At 62.9% G+C, this 24,418-nt stretch carries 23 protein-coding genes and 1 pseudogene; 11 read left to right on the top strand and 13 right to left on the bottom strand.

Annotation, left to right across the window (positions count from 1 at the left end):
• Window positions 1-19: 19 nt before the first annotated feature.
• The 8 genes from cheA to flhD form a co-directional block, all read right to left on the bottom strand.
• Entirely contained in the window at window positions 20-2,221 is a 2,202-nt protein-coding gene (gene cheA / locus O3297_RS02110; protein ID WP_305047616.1) for a chemotaxis protein CheA, read from the bottom strand.
• Window positions 2,222-2,264: 43 nt separating this feature from the next.
• A complete protein-coding gene (locus O3297_RS02105) occupies window positions 2,265-2,630 on the bottom strand; it encodes a response regulator (protein WP_034758362.1) in 366 nt (121 codons plus the stop codon).
• An 83-nt stretch (window positions 2,631-2,713) separates the two neighbouring features.
• Window positions 2,714-3,262 (bottom strand): hypothetical protein, encoded by a 549-nt coding sequence (locus O3297_RS02100; protein WP_034758366.1) that lies wholly within the window; start codon window positions 3,260-3,262, stop codon window positions 2,714-2,716.
• 46 nt (window positions 3,263-3,308) lie between these two features.
• Window positions 3,309-4,286 (bottom strand): flagellar motor protein MotB, encoded by a 978-nt coding sequence (gene motB, locus O3297_RS02095; RefSeq protein WP_034778017.1) that lies wholly within the window; start codon window positions 4,284-4,286, stop codon window positions 3,309-3,311.
• Window positions 4,287-4,344: 58 nt separating this feature from the next.
• On the bottom strand, window positions 4,345-5,205 hold the full coding sequence (gene motA / locus O3297_RS02090) for a flagellar motor stator protein MotA (RefSeq protein ID WP_034778015.1): 861 nt from the start codon (window positions 5,203-5,205) through the stop codon (window positions 4,345-4,347).
• A 220-nt stretch (window positions 5,206-5,425) separates the two neighbouring features.
• Entirely contained in the window at window positions 5,426-6,187 is a 762-nt protein-coding gene (locus O3297_RS02085) for a cyclopropane-fatty-acyl-phospholipid synthase family protein (protein ID WP_070257775.1), read from the bottom strand.
• A gap of 109 nt (window positions 6,188-6,296) precedes the next feature.
• The gene (flhC, locus tag O3297_RS02080) at window positions 6,297-6,857 is read right to left on the bottom strand and encodes a flagellar transcriptional regulator FlhC (protein ID WP_034778011.1); all 561 of its coding nucleotides are present in this window, start codon (window positions 6,855-6,857) and stop codon (window positions 6,297-6,299) included.
• 146 nt (window positions 6,858-7,003) lie between these two features.
• Window positions 7,004-7,321 (bottom strand): flagellar transcriptional regulator FlhD, encoded by a 318-nt coding sequence (gene flhD, locus O3297_RS02075; RefSeq protein WP_034758381.1) that lies wholly within the window; start codon window positions 7,319-7,321, stop codon window positions 7,004-7,006.
• Window positions 7,322-7,926: 605 nt separating this feature from the next.
• Here flhD and kynU point away from each other — a divergent pair.
• The 5 genes from kynU (at window position 7,927) to O3297_RS02050 (ending at window position 13,812) form a co-directional block, all read left to right on the top strand.
• On the top strand, window positions 7,927-9,177 hold the full coding sequence (gene kynU, locus O3297_RS02070; protein WP_305047615.1) for a kynureninase: 1,251 nt from the start codon (window positions 7,927-7,929) through the stop codon (window positions 9,175-9,177).
• 8 nt (window positions 9,178-9,185) lie between these two features.
• Window positions 9,186-10,073 (top strand): tryptophan 2,3-dioxygenase, encoded by an 888-nt coding sequence (gene kynA, locus O3297_RS02065; protein WP_034778007.1) that lies wholly within the window; start codon window positions 9,186-9,188, stop codon window positions 10,071-10,073.
• A 9-nt stretch (window positions 10,074-10,082) separates the two neighbouring features.
• Window positions 10,083-10,628 carry an alpha/beta hydrolase gene (locus tag O3297_RS02060; protein WP_305047614.1) on the top strand — a complete coding sequence of 182 codons (546 nt, stop codon included), beginning with the start codon at window positions 10,083-10,085 and terminating at the stop codon, window positions 10,626-10,628.
• Window positions 10,629-10,723: 95 nt separating this feature from the next.
• Complete coding sequence (locus O3297_RS02055) at window positions 10,724-12,778, top strand: toxin-antitoxin system YwqK family antitoxin (protein ID WP_305047613.1); 2,055 nt, start codon at window positions 10,724-10,726, stop codon at window positions 12,776-12,778.
• A 2-nt stretch (window positions 12,779-12,780) separates the two neighbouring features.
• Entirely contained in the window at window positions 12,781-13,812 is a 1,032-nt protein-coding gene (locus O3297_RS02050) for a hypothetical protein (RefSeq protein ID WP_305047612.1), read from the top strand.
• On the opposite strand, the gene O3297_RS02045 is transcribed toward O3297_RS02050, so the two are convergent.
• Complete coding sequence (locus tag O3297_RS02045; protein WP_211547152.1) at window positions 13,809-14,855, bottom strand: hypothetical protein; 1,047 nt, start codon at window positions 14,853-14,855, stop codon at window positions 13,809-13,811. The two genes, O3297_RS02050 and O3297_RS02045, sit on opposite strands and share 4 nt — an antisense overlap.
• 134 nt (window positions 14,856-14,989) lie before the next feature.
• Between O3297_RS02045 and O3297_RS02040 the strand changes: the two genes are divergently transcribed.
• A complete protein-coding gene (locus O3297_RS02040) occupies window positions 14,990-15,721 on the top strand; it encodes an alpha/beta fold hydrolase (RefSeq protein ID WP_305047611.1) in 732 nt (243 codons plus the stop codon).
• Here O3297_RS02040 and O3297_RS02035 read toward each other — a convergent pair.
• Window positions 15,698-16,063, bottom strand: coding sequence for a hypothetical protein (locus O3297_RS02035; RefSeq protein WP_305047610.1), 366 nt, complete (start codon window positions 16,061-16,063; stop codon window positions 15,698-15,700). The genes O3297_RS02040 and O3297_RS02035 overlap by 24 nt on opposite strands.
• Before the next feature lie 166 nt (window positions 16,064-16,229).
• On the opposite strand from O3297_RS02035, the pseudogene O3297_RS02030 reads away from it, so the two are divergent.
• The 4 genes and pseudogenes from O3297_RS02030 to O3297_RS02015 form a co-directional block, all read left to right on the top strand.
• Window positions 16,230-17,324 (top strand): annotated as a pseudogene (locus O3297_RS02030) (alkene reductase); the annotation flags it as partial.
• A gap of 21 nt (window positions 17,325-17,345) precedes the next feature.
• Entirely contained in the window at window positions 17,346-17,891 is a 546-nt protein-coding gene (locus O3297_RS02025) for an OsmC family protein (RefSeq protein ID WP_305049589.1), read from the top strand.
• 62 nt (window positions 17,892-17,953) lie between these two features.
• The gene (locus O3297_RS02020) at window positions 17,954-18,286 is read left to right on the top strand and encodes a carboxymuconolactone decarboxylase family protein (protein ID WP_121668995.1); all 333 of its coding nucleotides are present in this window, start codon (window positions 17,954-17,956) and stop codon (window positions 18,284-18,286) included.
• A gap of 61 nt (window positions 18,287-18,347) precedes the next feature.
• On the top strand, window positions 18,348-19,046 hold the full coding sequence (locus O3297_RS02015) for a DsbA family oxidoreductase (RefSeq protein WP_305047609.1): 699 nt from the start codon (window positions 18,348-18,350) through the stop codon (window positions 19,044-19,046).
• A gap of 11 nt (window positions 19,047-19,057) precedes the next feature.
• Here the strand turns inward: O3297_RS02015 and O3297_RS02010 are convergent, their stop codons facing one another.
• The 3 genes from O3297_RS02010 to O3297_RS02000 all read right to left on the bottom strand — a co-directional run bounded on the left by O3297_RS02010 (window position 19,058) and on the right by O3297_RS02000 (window position 23,240).
• Entirely contained in the window at window positions 19,058-19,621 is a 564-nt protein-coding gene (locus tag O3297_RS02010; RefSeq protein WP_151093828.1) for a TetR/AcrR family transcriptional regulator, read from the bottom strand.
• Window positions 19,622-19,806: 185 nt separating this feature from the next.
• Window positions 19,807-21,726 (bottom strand): molecular chaperone HtpG, encoded by a 1,920-nt coding sequence (gene htpG, locus O3297_RS02005; protein WP_305047608.1) that lies wholly within the window; start codon window positions 21,724-21,726, stop codon window positions 19,807-19,809.
• 89 nt (window positions 21,727-21,815) lie between these two features.
• The gene (locus tag O3297_RS02000; protein WP_225317246.1) at window positions 21,816-23,240 is read right to left on the bottom strand and encodes a PLP-dependent aminotransferase family protein; all 1,425 of its coding nucleotides are present in this window, start codon (window positions 23,238-23,240) and stop codon (window positions 21,816-21,818) included.
• A gap of 137 nt (window positions 23,241-23,377) precedes the next feature.
• On the opposite strand from O3297_RS02000, the gene O3297_RS01995 reads away from it, so the two are divergent.
• Window positions 23,378-24,289 carry a DMT family transporter gene (locus O3297_RS01995; RefSeq protein ID WP_151093826.1) on the top strand — a complete coding sequence of 304 codons (912 nt, stop codon included), beginning with the start codon at window positions 23,378-23,380 and terminating at the stop codon, window positions 24,287-24,289.
• Window positions 24,290-24,418: the final 129 nt, after the last annotated feature.

Genomic DNA, 24,418 nt, shown 5'->3' with positions numbered 1-24,418 from the left:
CTATCTTTATCTATCGGTATTACGAAAAAATGGACTCGTCGGCCAGCTGGCGAGAGGAACGGATCAGGGCGGCGACATCGAGAATCAGCGACACGCCGCCATCGCCCAGGATGGTGGCGCCGGAAATGCCCACCACCTTGCGGTAATTCGATTCGAGGTTTTTCACCACGACTTGCTGTTGCCCCACCAGGTCGTCGACGAACAGGGCCGCCTTGCGCCCTTCCGTCTCGAGGATCACGCAGATGCCTTCCGAGGGACTGGTAAAGCGCGGCGCGATGTCGAACATCTGGTACAGCGGAATCAAAGGCAGGTATTCGCCGCGCACCTTCACCACCTGGCCTTTACCGCTGATGTCCTTGATATCCTCAACGGCCGGCTGCAGGGATTCGATGACAAAGCCCAGCGGCAAGATATACACTTCGTCGCCGACTCTGATCGACATGCCGTCCAGGATGGCCAGGGTCAGCGGCAGCGAGATGGAAATCGTCGTGCCGAAGCCCTTCGCCGAACGGATGTCGACGACGCCGCCCATGGCGCTGATATTGCGCTTGACGACATCCATGCCCACGCCGCGGCCCGACACGTCGGTGACCGCTTCGGCGGTGGAAAAGCCGGGCGCGAAGATCAGCTGCCACACGTCGGCGTCGCTCATCGTCTCGGATACGTCCAGGCCCTGCTGCGCGGCCTTGGCCAGGATGCGCTCGCGGTTCAATCCCGCGCCGTCATCGGACACTTCGATGATGATGTTGCCGCCCTGGTGGCTGGCCGAGAGGAACAAACGGCCCGCCTCGGTCTTGCCGGCTGCCACGCGGGCGGCCGGCATTTCCACGCCATGGTCGATGCTGTTGCGCACCAGGTGCGTGAGCGGGTCGACGATGCGCTCGATGAGGCCCTTGTCCAGTTCCGTGGCGGCGCCGTTCGTGATGAAATCGACCTTCTTGCCCAGTTTCGTCGCCAGGTCGCGCACCATGCGCGGGAAGCGCGAAAAGACGAAATCCATCGGCATCATGCGGATCGACATCACCGCTTCCTGCAAGTCGCGCGTATTGCGCGTCAGGTGGCTGACGCTGTCGAGCAGCTTTTCATGCAGCATCGGATCGAGCGCGCTGGCGCGCTGCTCGATCATCGCCTGCGTGATCACCAGTTCGCCCACCAGGTTGATCAGCTGGTCGACCTTCTCGATCGAGACGCGGATCGACGACGATTCGGCGCCGGCCTTGTCGCCCTCTTTCTTGGCCGGTTTCTTTTCCTGCTCCGCTTCGGCCACGGCGCTGGCCACGGCCGGCGTGGCGGCGGCGCCGGCGTTGCCCGCCTTGGCCGCGTCGGCGCGAATCTGTTCGAGCGGCTGGAAGAAACCATAGCCCTGTTCGGCGTCGCTCTGCACGCCGGCGGCGGCGCGGATATCCTCGAGCGGCTGGAAGAAGCCATAGCCAGGATCGGCTTGACCCTGCGCACCAGGCGCGCCTGGCAGCGGGTCGAAGAAGCCGTAGCCCTGGGCTTTTTCCTGCGCCGCGCGGGCCGCATCGGCTTCGCCTGGCGCCAGTGGCGGCGCCTGCGTGATCACCATGTCGTCCGGGTTGAGCACGAACGAGCAGATGGCCAGGATATCGTCCAGGCTTTCATGCGTCGTCACTTCCAGCACCTTGCGCGCGTCGGGCAAGGTCGACACGGCAACGTCGCCCAGCAAGCCCAGTTCGGCCGCCAGCGCATCGACTTCGCGCGGCTCCATTGCCGGCAGTTCCAGGCGGATGCGATGGCCGCCGGCATGGCTGACGGCGGCCTTTTCCGCCGTATGGAAGGCCGGCGCGACGGGCGTGAGCGCGGCCACGGGCACGTCCTGCGAAAACGACTGCAGCATCATGCGCACATTGGCCACGGCATCCTGGTCGACGGCGCTGCCCAGGCGATGGCCGTCGAGCTGCATCTTGAGGATATCCTTGGCCGCCAAAAAGGCGTCGACGTGTTCCGCCGTCAGGGCCATCTGGCCCTGGCGGATGCGGTCGAGCAGCGACTCGAGGATGTGCGTCACCTCGCTCATGTCGGAGAGGCCGAACGTCGATGCGCCGCCCTTGATCGAATGGGCAGTGCGGAAAATGGCATTCAGGTCTTCGGCGTCGGGCGCCGCAATATCAACGGCCAGCAGCAGCCGTTCTTTTTCAGCCAGCAGTTCTTCGGCCTCATCGAAAAAGACCTGAAAAAACTGGCTAATATCGATGGTCATAGGGTGACTCCGTCAATTGCATCGTTGTGCTGCGCGGCTGGCATCAGCCGATCACCTTCTTGACCACTTCGATCAGGCGTTGCGGATCGAAGGGCTTGACCAGCCAGCCATTGGCGCCGGCGGCACGTCCCTTCGACTTCATCTCGTCCGACGACTCCGTCGTCAGCATCAGGATGGGTACCTTCTGGTAGGTCGGCAGTTCGCGCAGCAGCTTGATCAGCTCCAGGCCATCCATGCGCGGCATGTTCTGGTCCGTCAATACCAGGTCCACGGTTTGCAGCTTGGCTTTTTCCAGTCCATCCTGGCCGTCGACGGCCTCCACCACCTGGTAACCGGCGGCTTTCAGGCTGAACGCCACCATCTGGCGCAATGAGCTGGAATCGTCCACTGCAAGTATCGTTTTGGCCATCTTTGCTCCCACTTATTCCGGGCATCCTGCCCGAGTATTTGATTAATCAATCCATGCAACCACAAGCGTTCCGCACTGGCATGCTAGAACAGCTCGATGTCGCCACTTTCCAAATGCTGTTGACTGACAGCCTTGCGCAGCACGCTGCGCAACTCCAGGCTTTGAATCGCCAGCGCCATGCTGACCCGCCCCAGCAGGGCGACAATTTCTTCATTGTCGCTCTCCGGCAACATCTCCGCGCCATGCTCGCCCAGGGTTCCGAGGAACTCCCGCAAGCCCGTCACGCGCTTCAAGGTGCGCTCGATCAGCTGGCTGGTCATGTCCTGGAACTGCAGGCTGGTGATGGCGGCATTCACATAGCCCCCCACCTCATCCTGCAATGCCAGCAATTTTTCCCGCTGCTGCTCGGCTGGAATACCGCCGTCGAGCAGCAGGGCGATGGTATCTTGCTGCGCAGCAACGGCTGCGTGTATCGCCATGAAATTGAAGGATAGCTTCTCGATCGCCTCTTCCAGCAAGATGCCGGTCTGCACCAGGTCGGTTTCCACCTCCGTCAAGTGCTTGCGGCCATGGTCCGACACGCCAGACAGCAGGCGCTTTACATGCGAGCCAAGTATTTTCTTTCTTGTCATAAAGGTCTCATTGTTTCAATACACCACGCGTCGACAGCCTTGCGTGTTATTTTTTTGCCGCTACCGGGCTGGGGGCTGGTGCCGCCGCGGGGGGCGCACCGGCCGCCAACCCGGAAGCGACAGCGGCGGAAGCGGCATCGGTCACCGGCAGCTCGATCGCCGAGCCATCGCGCAGGACATTTTCTTCCGTGCGTTTGTTCATGACGATGATGCTGATGCGCCGGTTGATCGGATTGAAGGGGTCGAGCTTGTCCAGGTGGGCGGCCGAGCCCAGTCCCACCACGCGCAATACTTTCTCTTCCTTCATGCCGCCAATCACCAGTTCGCGCCGCGACGCATTCGCGCGGTCGGCCGACAATTCCCAGTTGCTGTAGCCGGCATCGCTCATGTAGGGCGTCGAATCCGTATGGCCGGACAGGCCGATGCGGTTCGGCACTTCATTGAGCACGAAGCCGATGGCGTGCAGGATTTCCTTGGTGTACGGTTGCAGATTCGCATTGGCGAGCGCAAACATCGGACGGTTCTGCTCGTCGACGATCTGGATGCGCAAGCCTTCGCTGGTGATATCGAGCAGCAGCTGGTTCTTGTATTTTTTCAGCAGGGGATTGGCGTCGATGGTCGCTTCGATGCGCGCCTTGAGCGCCTGCAGGCGCTTGCCCTCCTCGCGTTCGAGCGCGGCCTTGGCGGAATTGAGGTCGAACGATTTGCGCTGCTGCTCTTCCTGCGCCTTGCGCACTTGTCCATCCTGGCGCGACAGGTCCTGGCCGCCGCCCTGGATGACGGAATTGCTTTCGCCGCTGCCGGAGCCGCCCGCCATCGCCACTTTCAAGGGCGTCTTGAAGAATTCGGAAATGCCGTTCAAGTCGCCCTTCGAGGTGGAACCCAGCAGCCACATCAGCAGGAAGAAGGCCATCATGGCCGTGACAAAGTCGGCGTAGGCGATTTTCCACGCCCCGCCATGGTGTCCGCCAGCCGTCTTCTTGATACGCTTGACGATAATCGGGCGCATGCCTTCATCGGCCATGGCGTCCCCCTTCCGTGTGCTGCAAATGACTCATGGTGTCCAGGCGTATATTCACTGCTTACTTCGTTTTCGATTTCTTGATGTGGTCTTCCAGCTCATTGAACGTCGGGCGCTCGGTCGAGAACAGCACCTTGCGGCCGAACTCCACGGCCAGCGCCGGCGCATAGCCGTTCAGGCTGGCCAGCAGGGTCACTTTCACGCACTGGAACATCTTGCTCGACTCTTCCAGCTTCTGCTCCAGCAGGCTGGCCAGCGGGCCGACGAAGCCATAGGCCAGCAAGATGCCGAGGAAGGTGCCGACCAGCGCGTGCGCGATCAGCATGCCCAGCTCGGCCGGCGGGATGCCCACCGATTCCATCGTGTGCACCACGCCCATCACGGCGGCGACGATACCGAAAGCGGGCAAGCCGTCGCCCACCTTGGCGATCACGTGGGCCGGCACGGCGCCTTCGTGATGGTGCGTCTCGATTTCGTTGTCCATCAGATTTTCGATCTGGAACGCATCCATATTGCCCGATACCATCAGGCGCAGGTAATCGGTCATGAATTCGATGATATGGTGGTCGGCCAGCACGGCCGGATACTTGGAAAACAGCGGGCTTTCTTCGGGCTTGTCGATATCGCCTTCGATCGACATCAAGCCTTCCTTGCGCACCTTGCTGAGCACTTCGAACAGCAGCGACATCAGTTCCATGTACAGCTCTTTGGTATAGCGCGAACCCTTGAACAGGCTGGGCAAGGCGGCGATCGTTGCCTTGATGGCCTTGTTATTGTTACCAACAAGGAAGGCGCCCAGGGCGGCGCCGCCGATCATCAGCAACTCCAGCGGCTGAAACAGCGCCGCCAGATGGCCGCCGGCCATTGCGAAGCCGCCAAAGACCGAGGCGCAGACGATGATGTATCCGATTATGACTAACAAGTGCCCTGACTCCCAATAATGGCCGGGGCTGTGTGCCCGGCATGTTCAAACCTGTTCCTGTCTTCTGGCGGCAGCGCCGCCGGCGGAGACAGCGGCAAAAAAAAGCAACCGGAAGTTAATTGAAATGCGCTGCTTTTCAATGCAATTCCGAGAAAATGCCGTGTGGAACTACAATAACGTGAGATTGCCCCACGGGCAAGCAAATAACGCAGACAATTGCTTAAAAGCACCATATGTAAAGTAAAGGGCCACCCTCTGTGGCGGCGATGGTCTTATCGGGCTCGCGTGCCGCAATCTGGAATTCGTAACTAAGAAGCATGCTACCGGGCAACATTTCCCTTTCCGCCTTGCTCCACAGGGCCGCCATCGCCGCCGGCGACAGGTAGGCAAACACGGCGTCGTAGCGGCCGAAATCGAGCGCCTCGTAGTCGCCGCGCAGGAAGCGCGCGCGGCTGCCCGCCAGCCATGCGCGCAAGCGGCTTGCCAGCCACGGCAGCGGCGCCAGCTCGATGCCGGAAAACTGTCCGTCGGGGCGGCGCCGCGCCAGGTCGAGCACCAGGCCGCCCAGGCCGCTGCCGATATCGATCAGCCGCACGCCGGGACGGTCCGCGATCAGCTCCGCCACCGCCTGCCATACCTTCGGCCCCGACGGGTAAAACGGCACTTGCGTGCGGAACGTGGACCAGTACAAACTCAGCAGGAAAACAAAGGCGACCAGGAACACGGCCGGGGGCAAATCGAGCCAGCTGGCCGCCAGCAAGGCGGGCGCAAACAGCAAGCCGATGGCGCACCACCAGCGCGCCAGTCCCGCGCGCCACGTGATGACAGCCGCCAGCACGCCCTGCACCAGCGCCACGGCCGGCAGCGACATGGCCACGCCCGCACGCGCCAAACCATATACCAATAGCAACATCAAGGGAAAGGCCAGCACCTGAATCAGGATGGCCTTGAGCGCGGGCGCGCGCAGGATCTGTTGCAGCATGGAATAGCCAAAGGAGGAAAACGCCAGTGTAAGCGAAAGCGGCATGAAAAAGCCGGAGTGCGGTCAGGCGACCGGCTCCGGCTTGCTCTCTGTCTTATCTATGTACGGCTCAGGCAACCACGCCCGGCACGGCAGCGGCCGCTTCATCGCGCGCCTTCTTGGTCTTGCCGGCACGCGAAGGCATGTGGCACAGGCCGCACACATAATCGGCGTTCAGGTCAAGGCAGTTGACGACAAACTTGCCGCCGCACTTGCCGCAGGGCGCCATGTCCAGCATCTTGCTGCTGAAAAAGCGCACCAGGGTCCAGGCCCGCGTCAGCGACAGCAGCGGCTCTTCACCCGCTTCGGGCGGCATTTGTTCCAGATACAGTTTATAGGCCTTCATCACGGCTTCGATGCCCGTGGCGCCGGCGTGGTCGACGAGGAATTTATGGATATTGATGAACAGCGAGGAATGGATATTCGGTTGCCAGGTAATGAACCAGTCGGTGGAAAATGGCAGCATGCCCTTGGGCGGCGAGACGCCCTTCAATTCCTTGTACAGATTCAGCAGGCGTTCGCGCGACAGCGAGACTTCCGTCTCCAGCAGTTGCAAACGGGCGCCCAGCTGTATCAATTCGATGGCCAGCTGGATTTCCTGCGCTTCCGATACGACACTTTTTTTGGCCATGCTGTGTACTCCACTACTGACTGATACTGACTGATACTGCCTAACAAGGTTGCCAGAAAAATGTTCAGGGCAAGGCGCGTTGCAGACGACAGTACGAATGTACGGCGAGGCAATGCAACACCGCCATGGACGTTTTGATGGGAACCTTAGGCGATTTCTTCGACGCCCTGGCCGGCCATCAGGATGGCGGCATGCGACTGGGCCAGCGAGCGGTCTTTATTGTAGTTCGTCAACATGCCCAGGATGGCGCTGTCGTCGAAGCGGAAGCGGGCCAGCATCATGTTGCCGCCAGCCAGTTTCAGGATCTGGGCATTGCTCATGCCTTCGATCAGTTCGGCGATTTCGGCGGCAATGCCCAAACGGAAGATGGCCGTTACTTTGTCCGCACGAATCATTTGCTGGGCCAGCATCAGGTAGCTCAGGTTAGCGTCGCGAATCTCAGCCATCATGTCGTTAGCAGTCATTTCCATCTCCTCAATCCGTTGAATTCAGCTGGCGTTGTGTGTTGCCAGTGAGATACATTCTGCAGGAGCAACATTAAACGCAACAGAGGCGTAGCGCTGTATTTTTGGTCGGGGAATAGCGGATGGGATCGTAGGTGTTTGTCTGACAAACACTGCTCGATCATGGTCGCACGCCAGCAATGGCGCGGATGTAGGAGGTTGGCACTGTGCCGGATTTGCCCGACTTTTGGCCTGTAAAAAATATCACTTTTTTACAACAACTTGATAAGAATCAAGCCTGTCTACTGAGATAACGGCCGCCTTGGCAGGAACTTTAGGGCTTTTTTAAAAAATATTTAAAATATTTCCAGTGCTGCCCTGACCGATTACCGGCGTTCATGTATGTGTTGTCGGCGGCGAATCGCAGAACTTTAGGGTTTTTTGAAAATATTTTTAAAAATCGTGATTTCTTTCGTTGACGCCCCACAAGCGGGCATTTTTCGCCGTCTTTCCATGCCGGGAACCGCGCTTCGCGGCAAGGATTTGCTACACTGCCACTTCCGCGTGATACTTTAAGCCTCAAGCAATATCATGCCATCCAGACAAGTATCAATATGAAAGCCACCATGATTTCTCGACAAGACTGCAGCGCGCGCGATCTCGATGATCCCCTCGCGCCCCTGCGCCAGCAATTCGATTTGCCGCAGGGCGTGATTTACCTCGACGGCAATTCCCTGGGTGCGCGGCCGAAGGCGGCGCTGGCCCGCGCCCAGCACGTCATCACGGCAGAATGGGGCACGGACCTGATCCGCAGCTGGAATACGGCCGGCTGGTTCGACCTGCCCAAGCGCCTGGGCGATCGCCTGGCTCCGCTGCTGGGCGCCGGCACGGGCGAAGTGGTGATCACCGATACCACCTCCGTCAACCTGTTCAAGGCCCTGGCCGCCGCCCTGCAGATGCAAGCCGGCGATCCGGCCCATGCCGCGCGCAGAATCATCGTCAGCGAACGCAGCAACTTCCCCACCGACCTGTACATGGCGCAAGGCCTGGCCGCCTGGCTCGACCACGGCTACCAGCTGCGCCTGGTCGACAGCCCCGACGAACTGGCGCAAGCCATCGATGCCGATTGCGCCGTCGCCATGCTCACGCACGTCAATTACCGTACGGGCTACCAGCACGACATGGCCGCCATCAGCAGCCATTGCCACGCGCAGGGCGCGCTGGCGCTGTGGGACCTGGCCCATTCGGCCGGCGCCGTGCCGCTGGACCTGAACGGCGCCGGCGCCGACCTGGCCGTCGGCTGCACCTATAAATACCTGAATGGCGGTCCCGGCTCGCCCGCCTTCATCTGGGTGCCGGAAAAACACCAGGCGCGCTTCCGCCAGCCTTTGTCCGGCTGGTGGGGCCACGCCACGCCGTTCGCCATGGAGCCGGGCTTCGCGCCCGCCGACGGCATCGCCCGCGCCCTGTGCGGCACGCAGCCGATACTCTCGCTGGCCCTCGTCGAATGCGGCCTCGATATCTTTGCGCAAACGAGCATGGAAGCCATCCGCCGCAAGTCGCTGGCCCTGACGGACCTGTTCATCGCGCTGGTGGAACAGCGCTGCGCCAGCCATCCGCTGGGCCTCGTCACCCCGCGCGAGCATGCGCGGCGCGGCAGCCAGGTCAGCTTCACGCACCCGCACGGCTATGCCGTGATGCAGGCGCTGATCGCGCGCGGCGTGATCGGCGACTACCGCGAACCGGCCATCATGCGCTTTGGCTTCACGCCCCTGTACACGAGCTTTGCCGACGTGTGGGATGCCGTGGAAATCCTGCGCGACATCCTCGACACACTAGCCTACGACATCGCCGCCAAGCGCGATGCGGTCACCTGAGCCATCCCATGAGCGACGACAAGAATATGAACAAGGAAAACACCAGCGGCTGCCCCATGCATGCCGGCGGCCAGGATGCGCAGTGGCACGGCGCACAGATGGATTTCAGCGAATCTATGAGCTACGGTAACTACCTGGCGCTGGACCGCATCCTCACGGCCCAGCATCCGCTGTCGCCGAACCACAACGAGATGCTGTTCATCGTGCAGCACCAGACGAGCGAATTGTGGATGAAGCTGATGCTGCACGAAATGCACGCCGTGCGCGCCAACCTGCAAAGCGGCGACCTGGCGCCCGCCTTCAAAATGCTGGCCCGCGTGGCGCGCATCATGGACCAGCTGGTGCATGCCTGGGACGTACTGGCCACCATGACGCCGCCCGAATACACGGCCATCCGCCCCTACCTGGGCGCCTCGTCCGGCTTCCAGTCCTTCCAGTACCGCGAAATCGAATTCATCCTGGGGAACAAGAACGCCGCCCTGCTCAACGTGCATACGACGGCGCCGGAAAACTACAAAGTGCTCGACGCAGCCCTGCGCGCGCCATCCGTCTACGATGAGTCGATCAAGCTGCTGGCGCGCAGCGGCTTGCCCATCTCCGCCGAGCGGCTGAACGCCGACTGGACCCTGCCGACCGCCTCCGACGCGTCGGTAAAGGCGGCGTGGCTGGAAGTCTACCGCGACCCGTCGAAACACTGGGCCCTGTACGAACTGGCAGAAAAGCTGGTCGACCTGGAAACGGCCTTCCGCTTCTGGCGCTTCCGCCATGTGACGACGGTCGAGCGCATCATCGGCTTCAAGACGGGCACGGGCGGCACGGCGGGCGTGAGCTATTTGCGCAAGATGCTCGACGTGGTATTGTTCCCGGAGTTATTCGCCTTGCGTACCGAACTTTAAGGAGCATCGATGTCGCCTCTCGTCCTGACCCTGGCCGGCCTGTGGAATTCCGGGCCGCAGCACTGGCAAACCCATTGGGAAGCGCGCCACCCGCAATGGTCGCGCGTGCCGCATCGGGAATGGCAGACGCCGGACAAGGACGAATGGGTGGCGGAACTCGATCGCGCCATCGCCGCCTGCGAGCGCCCGCCCGTGCTGGCCGCGCACAGCCTGGCTTGCACGCTGGTGGCCCACTGGGCGGCCAGCGGCTCGCCGCACAAGATCGCCGGCGCCTTCCTCGTCGCTCCCAGCGATGTGGAAGCGCCCTCCTACCCGTCCGGCACGACGGGCTTTGCGCCGATGCCGCTGCAAGCCTTGTCGTTTCCCAGCCTGGTGGTGGCCAGCGGCGATGATCCCTACGTCAGCTTCGCGCGGGCACGCGCGTTTGCCGCCGCCTGGGGCAGCGATTTCACCATGATCGGCGACGCCGACCATATCAACGGCGACGCCGGCTACGGCCCCTGGCCGGACGGCGAACAGCTGCTGTTGGATTTTTGCGCCGCGCACCAGCCCTGAACCGGGGCGCGCACGATAGGGGCGTATTTGCCCACAAGTAAGAACGCAGGCAGAATCGTGGCCTTTCCATTGCGGCGCCCCGGCGCCAGCCCACGATGAAACGTCTGCTTCTGCCCTTGCTGCTTTGCTCCGCCCTCGCCCACGGCGCGCCCTTTTATGAAGGCAAGAACCTCGCCCATCCCGCCATCAGCGCCTCGCAGGACAGCGGCCTCGATATCGCCTTCCTCAAGGAAAAAGAAGGCGTCAACGGCTATTACTGCGAGTGCAAGAGCGGTAGCGCGAAACCCATTTTGCTCGACCAGTTCGGCAACGCCGTCATCCGTTCCGTCTTCTACGCTTCGCTGGACCAGGAGACGGACGACAGCGTGCAAACCATGCTGGTGCTGCTGCGCCAGGGCGACAAGAACGGCTTGCGCGCCTACCGCTATCACCGCAGCTCCGGCAAATACCGGCGCCTCGATGGCTTGCAGCCAGCCTTGAACCGCATCGTGGCGCAAAGCAGTGCTCCCAACGCGGGCCAGGTCAAGGCCGCGCTGGCCAAGCTGGCGCCGATGGACTACAGCGTCCCGCGCGGCAAGAGCGGCAATGCGGACTTCGACGCCATCGACCATACGCAAGGCACCATCGTCGGCTACTACAGCGATGACGGCAAGCCCGTGGCCGGTGCCGGCAAGGACGCCATCACCTACAAGAAAACCTTCCAGAAGAAAGGCGAGCGTTTTCTCACCGCCAGCTACACCCTGTACAGCGATGCGGGCGCGGGCATCCTGCCCAACTACCGCCTGTGGCAAGTGACGTGGGAAACGGCGCCGAAGCAATTCACGGGCAGCGCAGATGGCCCGTCCGTCATCTACAGCCTGGCCTGGGACGACGGCTCGGTGGTCGAGCGGGGAGAATACGTGAAAGGCAGGCGCCAGGGACTGTGGGTGCGCGAAGGCATGCACGAAGGCAGCGAAAAAGGCCATTACGTCAACGGCCTGCAGGAAGGCATGTGGTACTTCAATTATCCCAGGCAGAGCGAGAGTGGCATGTACCGGGCCGGCAAGCGCGAAGGCCACTGGACCGTCGTCAACTATGCCGATGCAGAAGAAGTGACGGGCTTCGACACCTATGCGGGCGGCCAGCTGAACGGCCCGCACGAACGCAGCATGGGCGGCAAGCTGCAAACGCGCGGCAACTACGTGAACGGCACGCGCCATGGCGCGTGGATCACGGAAGACGGCGACGGCAGCTTTATCGACGGCTTGCGCGACGGGCCGTGGAAGCTCAAGCTCAAGGACAAGGTCACGCAAAGCGTCACTTTCGTGCAAGGCAAAAAACAGGGCGAGGCCCTCGACAAGGATGCGCAAGGCGCGCTGCGCGTGCGCGACCATTACCAGGCGGGCGTGCTCGATGGCAGCCGCACGCGCTATCTGGGCCCGGCCGGCAAGGAATACGTGGTCTACACGGCTACCTACCGCAACGGCCAGCTCGATGGGCGCGAGCAGGCGTTCGACGACAGCGGCAAGATCCTGCGCCTCGATACCCTATGGGACAACGGCAAGAAGCAGGGCCTGGACGCGCGCTACTACCCGAACGGCAAGCCGGAACGCCTGGCTGTCATCGACCAGGGCCGCCTGCTCACGCACCTGCGCGAGTACTATGAGGACGGCCAGCTGCTCAACGACATCCACCGCTGCACCTTCAAGGAGTACGGCAGCACGCGCGACGACGTATGCGAGTACCACCACATGTACTACCCGGACGGCAAGCCGCAGTATTACTATGCATTCCAGTACGGCCAGCGCCAGGAAGGCTATTCGAACTACCCGAACGGCAAGCGCAAGGACGAACTGCTGGTCGACCGCGCCGCCGATACCTCCATCGTCAACGCCTATTACGAAAGCGGCCAGCTCAAATGCACGGAGCCGCGCAGCGGCCACAGCACGCGCACGGTGAATGGCCAGACCATGATCAGCTACGCTTCGGCCGACCGCGACGGCGACAATATCTGCTACCACCCGAACGGCAAGGTGGCCAGCATCTACACCTTCCGCAAGCGCGTGCTCGTGGAGTGCGGCAAGCGCTACGACGACACGGGCAAGCAGACGTTCCCCGGGCCGGAAGGCTGCCCGCCCCCCAGGAAGGTGGACTACCCGATAGGACTATGACAATGACGCAAACAAGACAGCAGCAGTGCATCCAGAACCCCGAGCGCATCGACGCCGCGGCGATCCGCGCCGCCATCGCCAGCGGCCAGCAGGTGCTGGTGCAGTTCAATACCCTGGCCGAACCGGGGCCGCTGCTGGCCGACCTCGACGCCCTGGCCGCCACCTGCGGCACGGCGCTGACCATCCGCATCTACGGCTATGACCCGAGGGTGTTCGATACCCGCATCCTGCGCGCGCTGCCGCATGTGGCCAGCCTGTCCATCGATTGCCACTGGCAAGCCATCCATCTGGAAGTGCTGGGCGAGCTGCGCCATCTGAAGCGCCTGAGCCTGGGCGTCTACCAGCTGGCGGAGGGCGACATCCTGCAGCTGGACAATTTGCGCGGCCTCGAATACCTGAACTTGGGCGAATCGGCCAAGAACAATATCGACCTGGCGCCCCTGCGCCACTACGCGCACCTGGCCAGCCTGGTCATCGAGGGCCACAGCAAGCATATCGACACCCTGGCCGGCCTGCCGGCGCTGCACGAGCTGTCGCTGTACCGCATCAAGAACAAGGTGCCGCTGGATTTCATCTCGGCGATGGGTCGCCTGGACAGGCTGCTGCTGCAATTGGGCGGCCGCGAATCGCTCGCGCACATCGAGGCGCCGCTGTTGAAGAAACTGGAAGTGATACGCGTGCGCGGCCTGGAAACGCTGGGCGACATCGGCCGCTTCCCGCTGCTGCAGGCGCTATGGGTGGAAGACCAGATCAAGCTGCGGCAGATCGTGCTGGGGGCCAATCCCGTGCTCGAACGCCTGAATCTGCACACCTGCAAGACGCTCGACAGCCTGCCCGGCCTCGCCGCCCTGCCCGCACTGCGCCAGCTGTCGGCATCCGAGACCATGCTCGACGTCGACGCACTGCTGGCGCACGGCTTGCCCGCGTCCCTCACGCACGTGCACCTGCGCACGGGCAAAAAAACACGCGACGACGACATCGCCGCGCAGCTGGCGCAACTGGGCTACGACAGCGCGCGCGCAGTATTGACCTAGCGGACCTGGCGGCTGGCTACCAGCTTGCGCTGCCACAGCGCCACGTCGATCATCACGCCATCGGCGCCCGTGTTGCGGATGTAGACGCGGTAGCTGCCCTGCCCCATGTCGCCATCGAGGTAGGCCGTGCGCTCGTTGCGCTGCAGCCTGGCGCCTTTGGCCAGCTGGCGGTAGCGCTCGACCACCGTGTCGAAGCTGGCATAGCTGCGCAGCGCCACTTCCAGGTCGCGCGGCGGGCGGCCTTCGGCATGGTCCAGCACATTGTTCTGTTTCTTGCCCTTCAGCGTGAGCGGATAGGCAAACACGCCGGCGCCGGCCGACGTCAGCACCGTGGATTTATCGAGCAGCAGCGGCAGCAGCGCCGGCGGATACGCGGGCGGCAGCTGGGCGCGGTTCCAGCCCGGCAAGGCCGGCTGCGCCAGCACATATTCGACGCTGGCGATCTTCTGCCCGTCGGCGCCCGCTTCCTTGTCGCCCGCGATCAGCGCCAGCATGGGCGGCAATTGCCGGGCCCATGCCAGCAAGGGCGCCGCATCCCCGACCAGCATGCCCTTGCGGTGGAACACCGTCAGCACAGCATTCGGATCGGGATTGCAGACTTTCGCCAGCGGCTGCCCCTCCAGGCGGCAATGCCCGTTGACCAGGCCAAAGGCGATGATGGCGCCGCGCTTGTCGAGCAGCATGGCGCCGCGTTCGCGGCCCTGCTTGCGGTCATTCATCGAGGCCAGCAACTGGCGGCCATCGGCCAGCACGCTGCGCGTGGCGTCGCGCTTTTCGCTGATCGCTTCAAGCGCCTGCGCCAGCAGCAGTTCATCGTCTTCCGTGTAGCTGCCGCGCGCGTAACCGAAGAAATCGAACAGGGCGGCGCGCACTTGCGGGTCTTCGCTCAGGCGCGGCAAGGGGCCGCCTGTCAACAGGGAAGACAGGCTTTTCCCGGCCGGCGCCGAGGGTGCCGCCGTGGCGCGGGCAGGCTGGGAAAGGACGCATGCCGCTGCCAGCAAGGCGCCGCCCAGGGTGCGGTAATTCGATAAAATGATATGCATGATTCTGTCTGTCGGTGATTTGACCGCGATTCCGGCCACGCATGGCGCGCCGGCGATTCTAGCATGGCGCCAGTCCCCATGCGGTGCGGCTGGCGGACGGCGCGTGTGCCGGCGTGGCTGTTATGATGGCCGCAATGACGATACCAACCCACGCCTCGCCCCTGCTTGTCCTCCTGCCCGGCATGGATGGCACGGCACGGCTATTCCACCGTTTTGAAGCCGCCTTGCGCGCACAGGCCGCCATCGACACCCAAGCCATCGCCTATCCGGCCGCGCCACTCGATTATGCGGCGCTGGAAGCATTCGTGCGCGAGCGCTTGCCGCGGGACCGCCCCTTCGTCGTGCTGGCCGAATCGTTTTCGGGCCCGCTGGGCGCCGCCCTGCGCGCCGAGCCGCCGCCCGGTATGCGCGCCCTGGTCCTGTGCTGTTCGTTTGTGCGCAATCCGCGCCCGATGCTGGCGCCGCTGCGCCACTTGCTCGGCCTTGTGCCCTTTGGCGCCATGCCCGGCTTCGCTCTGCGCCAGGCGCTGCTGGCGCCCTGCTCCACGCCGCAGTTGCAGGATGAACTGGCAGCGGCGCTGGCGCAAGTACCGCCCAGCGTGCTGCGCCAGCGCCTGCGCGCCGTGCTGGAAACCGATGCCTCGCGCAGCTTCGCGCGCGGCAGCCTGCCCGTGCTGTATCTGCGCGCCCGCCACGACCGCCTGGTGCCGCCCGCGAACGCCGTGCAGATACTGCGGCAGGCAGCAGGCGCGCAACTGGTCGACATCGCCGCGCCGCACATGCTGCTGCAGGCGGCGCCGGAAGCGGCAGCCGTCGCCGTCACCGCCTTTCTCGCGGGCCTGTCAGCCGCGCAGGTATCCGCTTAAACGCACGCTGGCCAGCACGGCCAGCCAGCTCACGCCGCCCGACAACACGCTGAAGTAGATGGCTCGCAGCGGATGGTGGGGCAGCAGGTACGCGAGCACGGCCGCACCCAGCAGACCGCACAGCGCAGGCTTCCACCAGCCGGGCGGCAGCAGCACCAGCAACAGATTCGTGCCCGCATACACGTAAAACACCAGCAGCAGGGCCAGACCGCCGGCCACGCCGCGCGAGCCCAGGCTGCCAAACAGCTGCGTGTACAAATAAAACCCCAGCCAGCTCAATGCGATAAACAGCAGGCAGCCCAGCGTATGCGCGCCCAGGCCGGCCATCAGGCGAATTTTCATGGTCATCATCCGTATCGTCTGGTGCAAAGCCGCATCATAGCGATTCTGTTGGAGATGCCATCGGTTGACTTGCCTACCTACTAGATGGTAGACTAATTTCAAACCCGGTATTTCACCCGGCAATCCTTCCGCGCCACGGCGCATTCGACCCTTTGCGAGGCATCACATGCATCAACTGTTTACCCCCTATGACCTGTCCGGCATTTCCCTGGCCAACCGCGTCGTCATGGCGCCGATGACGCGTACGCGCACCCTCGAAAACAATCCCGATGTGCTCACCATACTGTATTACGCACAACGCGCCTCGGCCGGCCTGATCGTCACCGAAGGCTTGCCGGTCTCCGATGAGGGCCGCGGCTACCTGTACACGCCGGGCATTTACAGCACGGCGCAAGGACAGGGCTGGCGCCAGGTCACCGATGCCGTGCATGCCAACGGCGGCAAGATCTTCGCCCAGCTGTGGCACGTGGGCCGCATGTCGCATGTGTCGATCCAGCCTGGCAACGTGGCGCCCGTCGGCCCCAGTACCGTGGCGGCGGAAAACACCACCGTCTATGCCTGGATCGAACCGGGCCAGGCCGGACCGGTGCTGCCCAGCGTGCCGCGTGCGCTGACGGTTGACGACATTGCACGCGTGACCGCCGACTTCGTACATGCCGCGCAGGTGGCCATGGCCGCAGGCTTCGACGGCGTCGAAATCATGGCGGCCAACGGTTTCCTGTTCGACCAGTTCCTCAGCAGCGCCGTCAATACGCGCACCGACCAGTACGGCGGCAGCATAGCCAACCGCCAGCGCTTTTTGCTTGAAACGATAGACGCCATGTCGGCCGCCATCGGCAGCGCCAAAGTCGGCGTGCGCGTCTCGCCGTTCGGCCGCCTGTATGACATGCGCGCCTATGCCGATGAAGCGCAGGTGTGGCGCAGCGTGGCACAGTCACTCGATACCAGGAAGCTGGCCTATGTACACCTGAACTACCAGCCGACCATCACGGCGGCGGAAGTGCCACCCGGCTTTGGCGCGCAATTCCGCCAGGACTACCATGGCACCTTGATCGGCGCGGGCGGCTTCACCCAGGAAGTGGCGCGCAGCGAGCTGGAAAAAGGCGACCTTGACCTCATCGCCTTCGGCATGCCGTTCATCGCCAACCCGGATCTGGTGGAGCGCATGCAAAACAACTGGCCGCTGGCCGACAGCGACCGCGCGACCTACTACGGCGTCAGCGGCGCCCTGTCCCAGGGCTACACCGACTACCCAGCCTACCGTGCAGCGGCCAGTGCCAACATGCTCAATGGCATTAACGTGGAAGCATTGCAACAATTTGCGCAAGGCGTGGCAGACCATCCAGACAAGGGCGAAGCGCGCTTCAACGTCAAGACCAAATGGCAACATCAGACGCGCAGCGTGGCCACCGTCAGCCACTATGTCCTGGGCGGTGAACAGTATGCGCGCCATTTCGAGATCGCCTCCGACGAACCGCATGAATTACTGGGCCAAAACACGGCGCCGAATCCGCAAGAGCTGCTGATGGCCGCCCTCAACGCCTGCCTTTCAGTGGGTTACGCCGCCAATGCGGCTTCCATGGGCATCACCGTGCACAGCCTGGAGATCGAAACGGACGGCAAGCTGGATCTGCGCGGCTTCCTCGGCCTGGACGACAGCGTCAATCCCGGCTACGACGAAGTCAGCTACGTGGTGCGGCTGCGTACGGATGCCTCGCGCGAGCGCGTCGAGGCGCTGCACCAAGCCGTGACCAAGACCTCGGTCAACCTGGCCAATTTCTCGAAGGCCATCCGCATGCTGCCCAAGCTGGAAATTATCGAGGCCTGATTCCCATCCGGGAGTTGCCGGACCACCAACCCGCGCGCAAGCGCATACATAGTGAGGAAATTATGGAAGACTGGAAACAAGCTCGGCAAGACATCAACACACGTGCGATGCAACTCAATGCACTGACGCCCGACACCATGAAAGGCATCGCCGCACTGGGCGGCGCTGGCGACAAGACCAACCATCTCGATGCGAAGACGCGGGAACTGATCTCGCTGGCAGTGGCCGTCACCACGCGCTGCGATGGCTGTATCGCTTTCCACGCTGCCGCCGCCAAGAAACTCGGCGTGACCGTGGAAGAAATTGCCGAAGCGCTCGGGGTGGCGATCAACCTCAATGCAGGCGCCGCTGTTGTGTACAGCACCCACGTGCTGGACGCTTTCGACAAGGCTTGATACAGCCGCGTCATCCGGCTTGGCATGTACGCGTGCCAAGCCGGCCATTCAAGGAAAAACCATGAACAGCAACACAACGACGCTCGTCGTCGATATCTGGTCCGATTTTGTCTGCCCTTGGTGCTGGATTGCCAAGCGCCGCTTCGACAAGGCCCTTGCCGCTTTCGAACACAAAGACGCAGTGCAGGTCAACTTGCGCGCTTACCGCATTGCGCCGGACTATCAAGCCGAACCGATCAAGGCAGCCTTGCTGAAAAAGTTCCGCGATCCGATGGCCGCCGAAGGAATGATGTATTCGGTTCAATCGCATGGGGTGGCGGAAGGCCTGGACTACCGCTTCGACACCATGCTGTTTGGCGACACCATGGACGCGCACATGCTCGTCAAGGCAGTCGACGACGAGGCCTTGCGACAACGCCTGGTCGAAGTGCTTTATGAGCAGAGTATTTCGCATGGCAAGTCGCTATTCGACCGCGACTCCCTTGCGCTACTCGCGGCGCAAGCGGGAGTGCCTGCCGAAATGGTGAAGCGCGCATGGTCGACACCGCAATTGCGCCAGCAGGTGCAGGACGATGAACGCGGCGCCTCGCGCATGGCTTCCGGCGTACCGCTGTTCGTCTTTGGCAATGGCACGCCTATTTCTGGCGCCCAGCCGCAAGAGGTGTTCCAGCAGGCGCTGGAAAAAATGCATGCCCGGTCCCAGGTGAACCTGGCGGCATTTGCCGGCCAGGCCTGTGGCGTGGCCGGCTGCACCATTTAGGCGCAGGATTCTCACGCCAGATTGTCGAGCATGTAGTGAAAAGCTGCCAGCGGATCGGTCGATGGCCCCAGGGCCCAGCCGATAAAGCTGGCGCCTTCGAGGGCGCTGAGCAGCATAAAAGCGTAATCCCTCGGAGGTTTCTGCAAGGTCCAGCCATGCAGCTGCGCCGCCTGCACGAGATTTTTCTCCATCCAATCCAGCTGCTGCGCCATCAGGCGCCGGCCCAGGACCTGCAACGATTCGGGCAGCGCCGCCATTTCGGCCGCGAGCGCGCCGCACAGCGGCAGCAAATGATCATTGGCGCTGGCCAGAAACAGCCCGGCGAACTCGCGCAGGCGTTCGACCGGATCGGCATGCGCCGCGTCGATCGCGTGCAGCTTCTCGGTAAACACCTCGATATATTGTGTGATCAAGGCCACGCCAAGGTTTTCCTTGGTGGGGAAATGATGGTGAATACTGGCCTTGCGTATGCCGATCTCCTCCGACAGATCGGCATAACTGAAAGCGGCGTAGCCTTTCGAACGCAGGTGGATCTCTGCACTTTTCAAAAGGGCATCCCGGGTACTCACTGACATGACAGGCTCCTGCGCCAACGGCCATGCCGGCCATTGACGGATTAAATTCAACAAGAAGCAATTATGCCTCAAGTACCTGCCATCAGGGCTTGAAGCGCGCTCATGCGACGCTGAACATCACGCATAAAAAAAGCCGGCCCTTTCACGCAGAAAGGGCCGGCTTGCTTACGTCGACAACCAGGCGTTTACTTCGCCGAATTGAGCAGCAATTCGTTGAGGCGTTTCACGAAACTGGCCGGGTCGGCCAGCGAACCGCCTTCGGCCAGCATGGCCTGGTCGAACAGGATGTTGGCCCAGTCGCCGAACTTGCCGCCTTCGGCATCTTCGTATTTCAGGCGCGTCACCAGCGGGTGGTTCGGGTTGATTTCCAAAATCGGCTTCGATTCCGGCGCGCTCTGGCCAGCAGCTTTGAGCATGCGCAGCAGGTTGCCCGACAATTCGTTTTCATCGGCCACCAGGCAGGCTGGCGAATCGGTCAGGCGGAACGTCACGCGCACGTCCTTGGCCTTGTCGACCAGCACGGTCTTCATCTTGCCCACCAGGTCGGCGTACGAGGTTTCCGTTTCTTCGTGCTCTTTCTTTTCCGCTTCGTCTTCCAGCGCGCCCAGGTCCAGGCCGCCTTTTGCGACGGAGACCAGTTCCTTGCCTTCGAAGTCCTGGATAAACGACAGCATCCATTCATCGACGCGGTCCGTCAGCAGCAGCACTTCGACGCCCTTCTTGCGGAAGATTTCCAGGTGCGGGCTGTTCTTGGCGGCGGCGTAGTTGTCGGCCGTGACGTAGTAAATCTTGTCCTGGCCTTCCTTCATGCGCACCACGTAGTCGGCGAACGAGGTGATTTGCTCGTCGCTGTCGTTGGCCGTCGACGCAAAGCGCAGCAGCTTGGCCAGGCGTTCCTTATTCGCCGCGTCTTCGCCGATGCCTTCCTTCAGCACCTGGCCGAATTCCTTCCAGAAGACGGCGTACTTGTCCTTCTTGTCCTGCTCGTCGGCGTTCGCCAGTTCTTCCAGCATGCCCAGCACGCGCTTGGTCGAGCCTTCTCGGATCACCTTGACGTCGCGCGACTCCTGCAGGATTTCACGCGACACGTTCAGCGGCAGGTCGGCCGAGTCGATCACCCCGCGCACGAAGCGCAGGTAGGTCGGCATCAGCTGCTCGGCATCGTCCATGATGAAGACGCGCTTGACGTACAGCTTGATGCCGCCGCGCTTGTTGCGGTCCCACATGTCGAACGGCGCCTTGGCCGGAATGTACAGCAGCTGCGTGTATTCGCTGCGGCCTTCCACGCGGTTGTGCGTGTGCGTCAGCGGCGACTGGAAGTCGTGCGACACGTGCTTGTAGAATTCGTCGTACTGTTCCGGCGTGATGTCGGCCTTGTTGCGGGCCCACAGGGCGCTGGCCTGGTTGACGGTTTCGAATTCGTCCTTCAGGACGGTTTCTTTTTTCTCGTCGTCCCACTCTTCCTTCTGCATCACGATCGGCAGCGAGATATGGTCCGAGTATTTGCGGATGATGGACTTGATCTTCCAGCTCGACAGCAATTCGTCCTCGCCTTCGCGCAGGTGCAGGATGATGTCCGTGCCGCGCGACGGCTTGTCGATCGATTCGATGCTGTAATCGCCTTCGCCGGCCGACTCCCAGCGCACGCCTTCGGAAGCGTCCACGCCGGCGCGGCGCGTTTCGACGGTGATCTTGTCGGCGACGATGAAGCCCGAATAGAAGCCCACGCCGAACTGGCCGATCAGGGCCGCATCCTGCTGCTGGTCGCCCGACAGCTTGCCGAAGAATTCTTTGGTGCCCGACTTGGCGATGGTGCCCAGGTGCGAGATCGCCTCGTCACGGGTCATGCCGATGCCATTGTCGGAAATGGTGATGGTGCGCGCATCCTTGTCGAAGCTGACCTTGATCTTCAATTCGTGATCGTTGCCGTACAGGGCATCGTTATCGATCGCTTCAAAGCGCAATTTGTCGGCCGCGTCGGACGCGTTCGAGATCAATTCGCGCAGGAAGATTTCCTTGTTCGAGTACAGGGAATGGATCATCAGGTGCAGCATTTGCTTCACTTCGGTCTGAAAACCCAGGGTTTGCTTTTCGGAGACAGCCATTTTTACCTCATAGTCTTGTGGATGGGACGGATTCTACGGAGTTGGGGATGGTACAAGCGATTTCAAGAGCCCCCGGTAAATGTGCTGTTTTAGCCCAGTGCGCGGGCGAAAAACGCCCAGATGCGCTCGTCCTGCACCGTGGCCAGGTTCAGGCGCATGCGGGTCGACGGCAGCTGGCGTGGTGAAAACAGGCTGCCCGGCGCCAGCACCAGCCCCTCGGCCAGCGCCTTCTCGGCCAGGACATTCGTGTCGCAGCCCGCATCGGCCCACACGAACATGCCGGCCGGTGCGGGATCGAAACGCAAGCCCGCCTGTTCGACCTTGCGGTACGTACCCTCGCGCACCTTGTCGAGCCGCGCGCGCAGGCGCTCCGCATGCTTGCGGTACAGCCCCTGCGAGAGGATCTTATACACGACGCGTTCGCCGATATCGCTGGTGGTCAAGGTGGCCAGCATCTTGCGGTCGGCCAGGCGCTGCGCCCGCTCCGGCGACGTGGCGATGAAGCCCACGCGCAGGTTCGCCGCCAGGCTCTTGGAAAAGCCGCCCAGGTAAATCACGCGGCGCAGCTGGTCCAGCGCGGCCAGGCGCGTGGCCGGCTGCACCAGACCGGCTGCGCCCGGGTGCATGTCGCAATAGATGTCATCCTCGACGATGAGGAAATCGTGCTGTTCGGCCAGGCGCAGCACCTGGAACGCCTTGGCCGCCGACAGCGAGGTCGAACTGGGGTTGTGCAGCACCGAGTTGATCACGTACAGCTTGGGACGGTGCAGCGCCGCCAGCTCGGCCAGCACGGCGATATCGGGGCCGTCACCCAGGCGCGGGATGCCGATGACGTTCATGCCCATGGCGGCAAAGGCGCCGAACATCAGCCAGTACGCGGGATCGTCGACGAAAATGGTGTCGCCGGGGCGGGCGAACTCGCGCGCCACCAGGTCCAGCGCCTGCATCACGCCCACCGTGGTGACGATCTGCTCGGGCGGACAGGCGATTTCCAGTCCTGCCAGCTTCAGTTGCAACTGCTGGCGCAGGGGCAGGAAACCCTGCGGCGTGCCGTAGCCCAGCAGCAAACTGCCAGGCTGGCGGCTGACGTCGCGCAAGGCGCGCGCCACCAGGTCGCCATCGAGCCACTCGGCAGGCAGCATGCCGGTGCCGGGCGCGGGGATGGCCGGCGTCTGGCGGAACATGTTACGGATCAGCCACACCACGTCCATCGGCTGCGCCACCGCTTCCTGTGCGCCAGCGGGCGGCGCCGGCGTATTCAGGGGCGAGCGCTCGCGCACGAAAAAGCCGGCGCCGCGCCGCGATTCCAGGTAACCGCGCGCCACCAGCTTGTCGTAGCTGGCCACCACCGTGGCGCACGACACGTCCAGGCTGGCGGCGCACTGGCGGATCGAGGGCATGCGCGCGCCGCCGCGCAGCAGCTTGTCGTCGATGCGCGCCGCCAGCGAGCGCGTGATCTGGTCGATCAGGGTTTCGCCCGAGGCGCGTGACAACAAGGGAAGTGTATTGCTCATATGACCATGACAGTATGTGGAATTATGCGTGAAAGTGTATTTGTACTGTATTGCTATTGAGCCCTAGGATAGCAGTACCGGGCGCATTCATCCGCATCTGCCCGTCTTTATTCCACGCCACCCGCACCAGGACAGCCATGCCATCGCACGCCACCACCTCCCCCAGTTCCCTCCCGCGCCTCGGCGCCGACCGCACAGGCCTGTTGCTGGGCTTGATCGCCGTCGCCCTCTTCAGCCTGACCCTGCCCTTTACGCGGCTGGCCGTGGCCGAACTCGACCCCACTTTTGTCGCCCTGGGCCGCGCCCTGGTGGCCGCCGTCCTGGCCGGCCTGTGGCTATGGCAGCAGCGCGCGCCTATGCCGCGCCGCGAACAGTGGCTGCCGCTGGCGCTCGTGTCGCTGGGCTGCGTGCTGGGTTTTCCCTGGCTGACCTCGATCGCCATGCGCAGCCTGCCCGCCTCGCATGGCGCCGTGCTGGTGGGCATCCTGCCGCTGGCCACCGCCGTGTTTGCCGTGCTGCGCGGCAAGGAACGCCCATCGCCGGGTTTCTGGCTGATGGCCCTGCTCGGCACGGCGCTGGTGGTGGCCTTCGCGCTGCGCCAGGGCGGCGGCAGCTTCCACCTGGCCGACTGGCTGATCTTTGCCGCCGTTCTGCTGGCTGCACTCGGCTATGCCGAAGGGGGGCGCCTGGCGCAAGCGATGCCGGGCCAGCATGTGATTTCCTGGGCCCTGCTGCTGGCCGTGCCTTTTGTCTTGCCCGTGGTACTGTGGAATGCCTGGCCGCAGCGCGCGCTGATGGCGCAGGCCAGCGGCGCGGCCTGGCTGGGCTTTGCCTACATTTCCGTGTTTTCCATGTTTATCGGCTTCTTTTTCTGGTACCGGGGCATGGCGCTGGGCGGCGTGGCGCGCGTGGGACAAACGCAGCTGCTGCAGCCTTTCCTCACCCTGGTGGGCGCGGCCGTGCTGCTGAACGAGCCGTTGACGGGTGAAAGCCTGCTGTTTGCCGGCGCCGTGATCGCCGTCGTAGGCATAGGACGCAAGCTGAAGTAAAGTGCCTTGACGCCCATTTGCAACGCCGTTGCGCGTGCGGATGGGCAGAGCAGCGTGCAAGCCGTACAATACCGCAGCACCATGGCGACGCCTATCCGGCGCCGCTTGCGCACGCACCGCCACAAGCGG

Origin of the sequence: Janthinobacterium sp. SUN128 (assembly GCF_030587275.1) — a bacterium.
Lineage (GTDB): Bacteria > Pseudomonadota > Gammaproteobacteria > Burkholderiales > Burkholderiaceae_D > Janthinobacterium > Janthinobacterium lividum.
The sequence above is the reverse complement of the archived record's forward strand: the minus strand, read 5'-3'. Positions and strand labels throughout refer to the sequence as shown.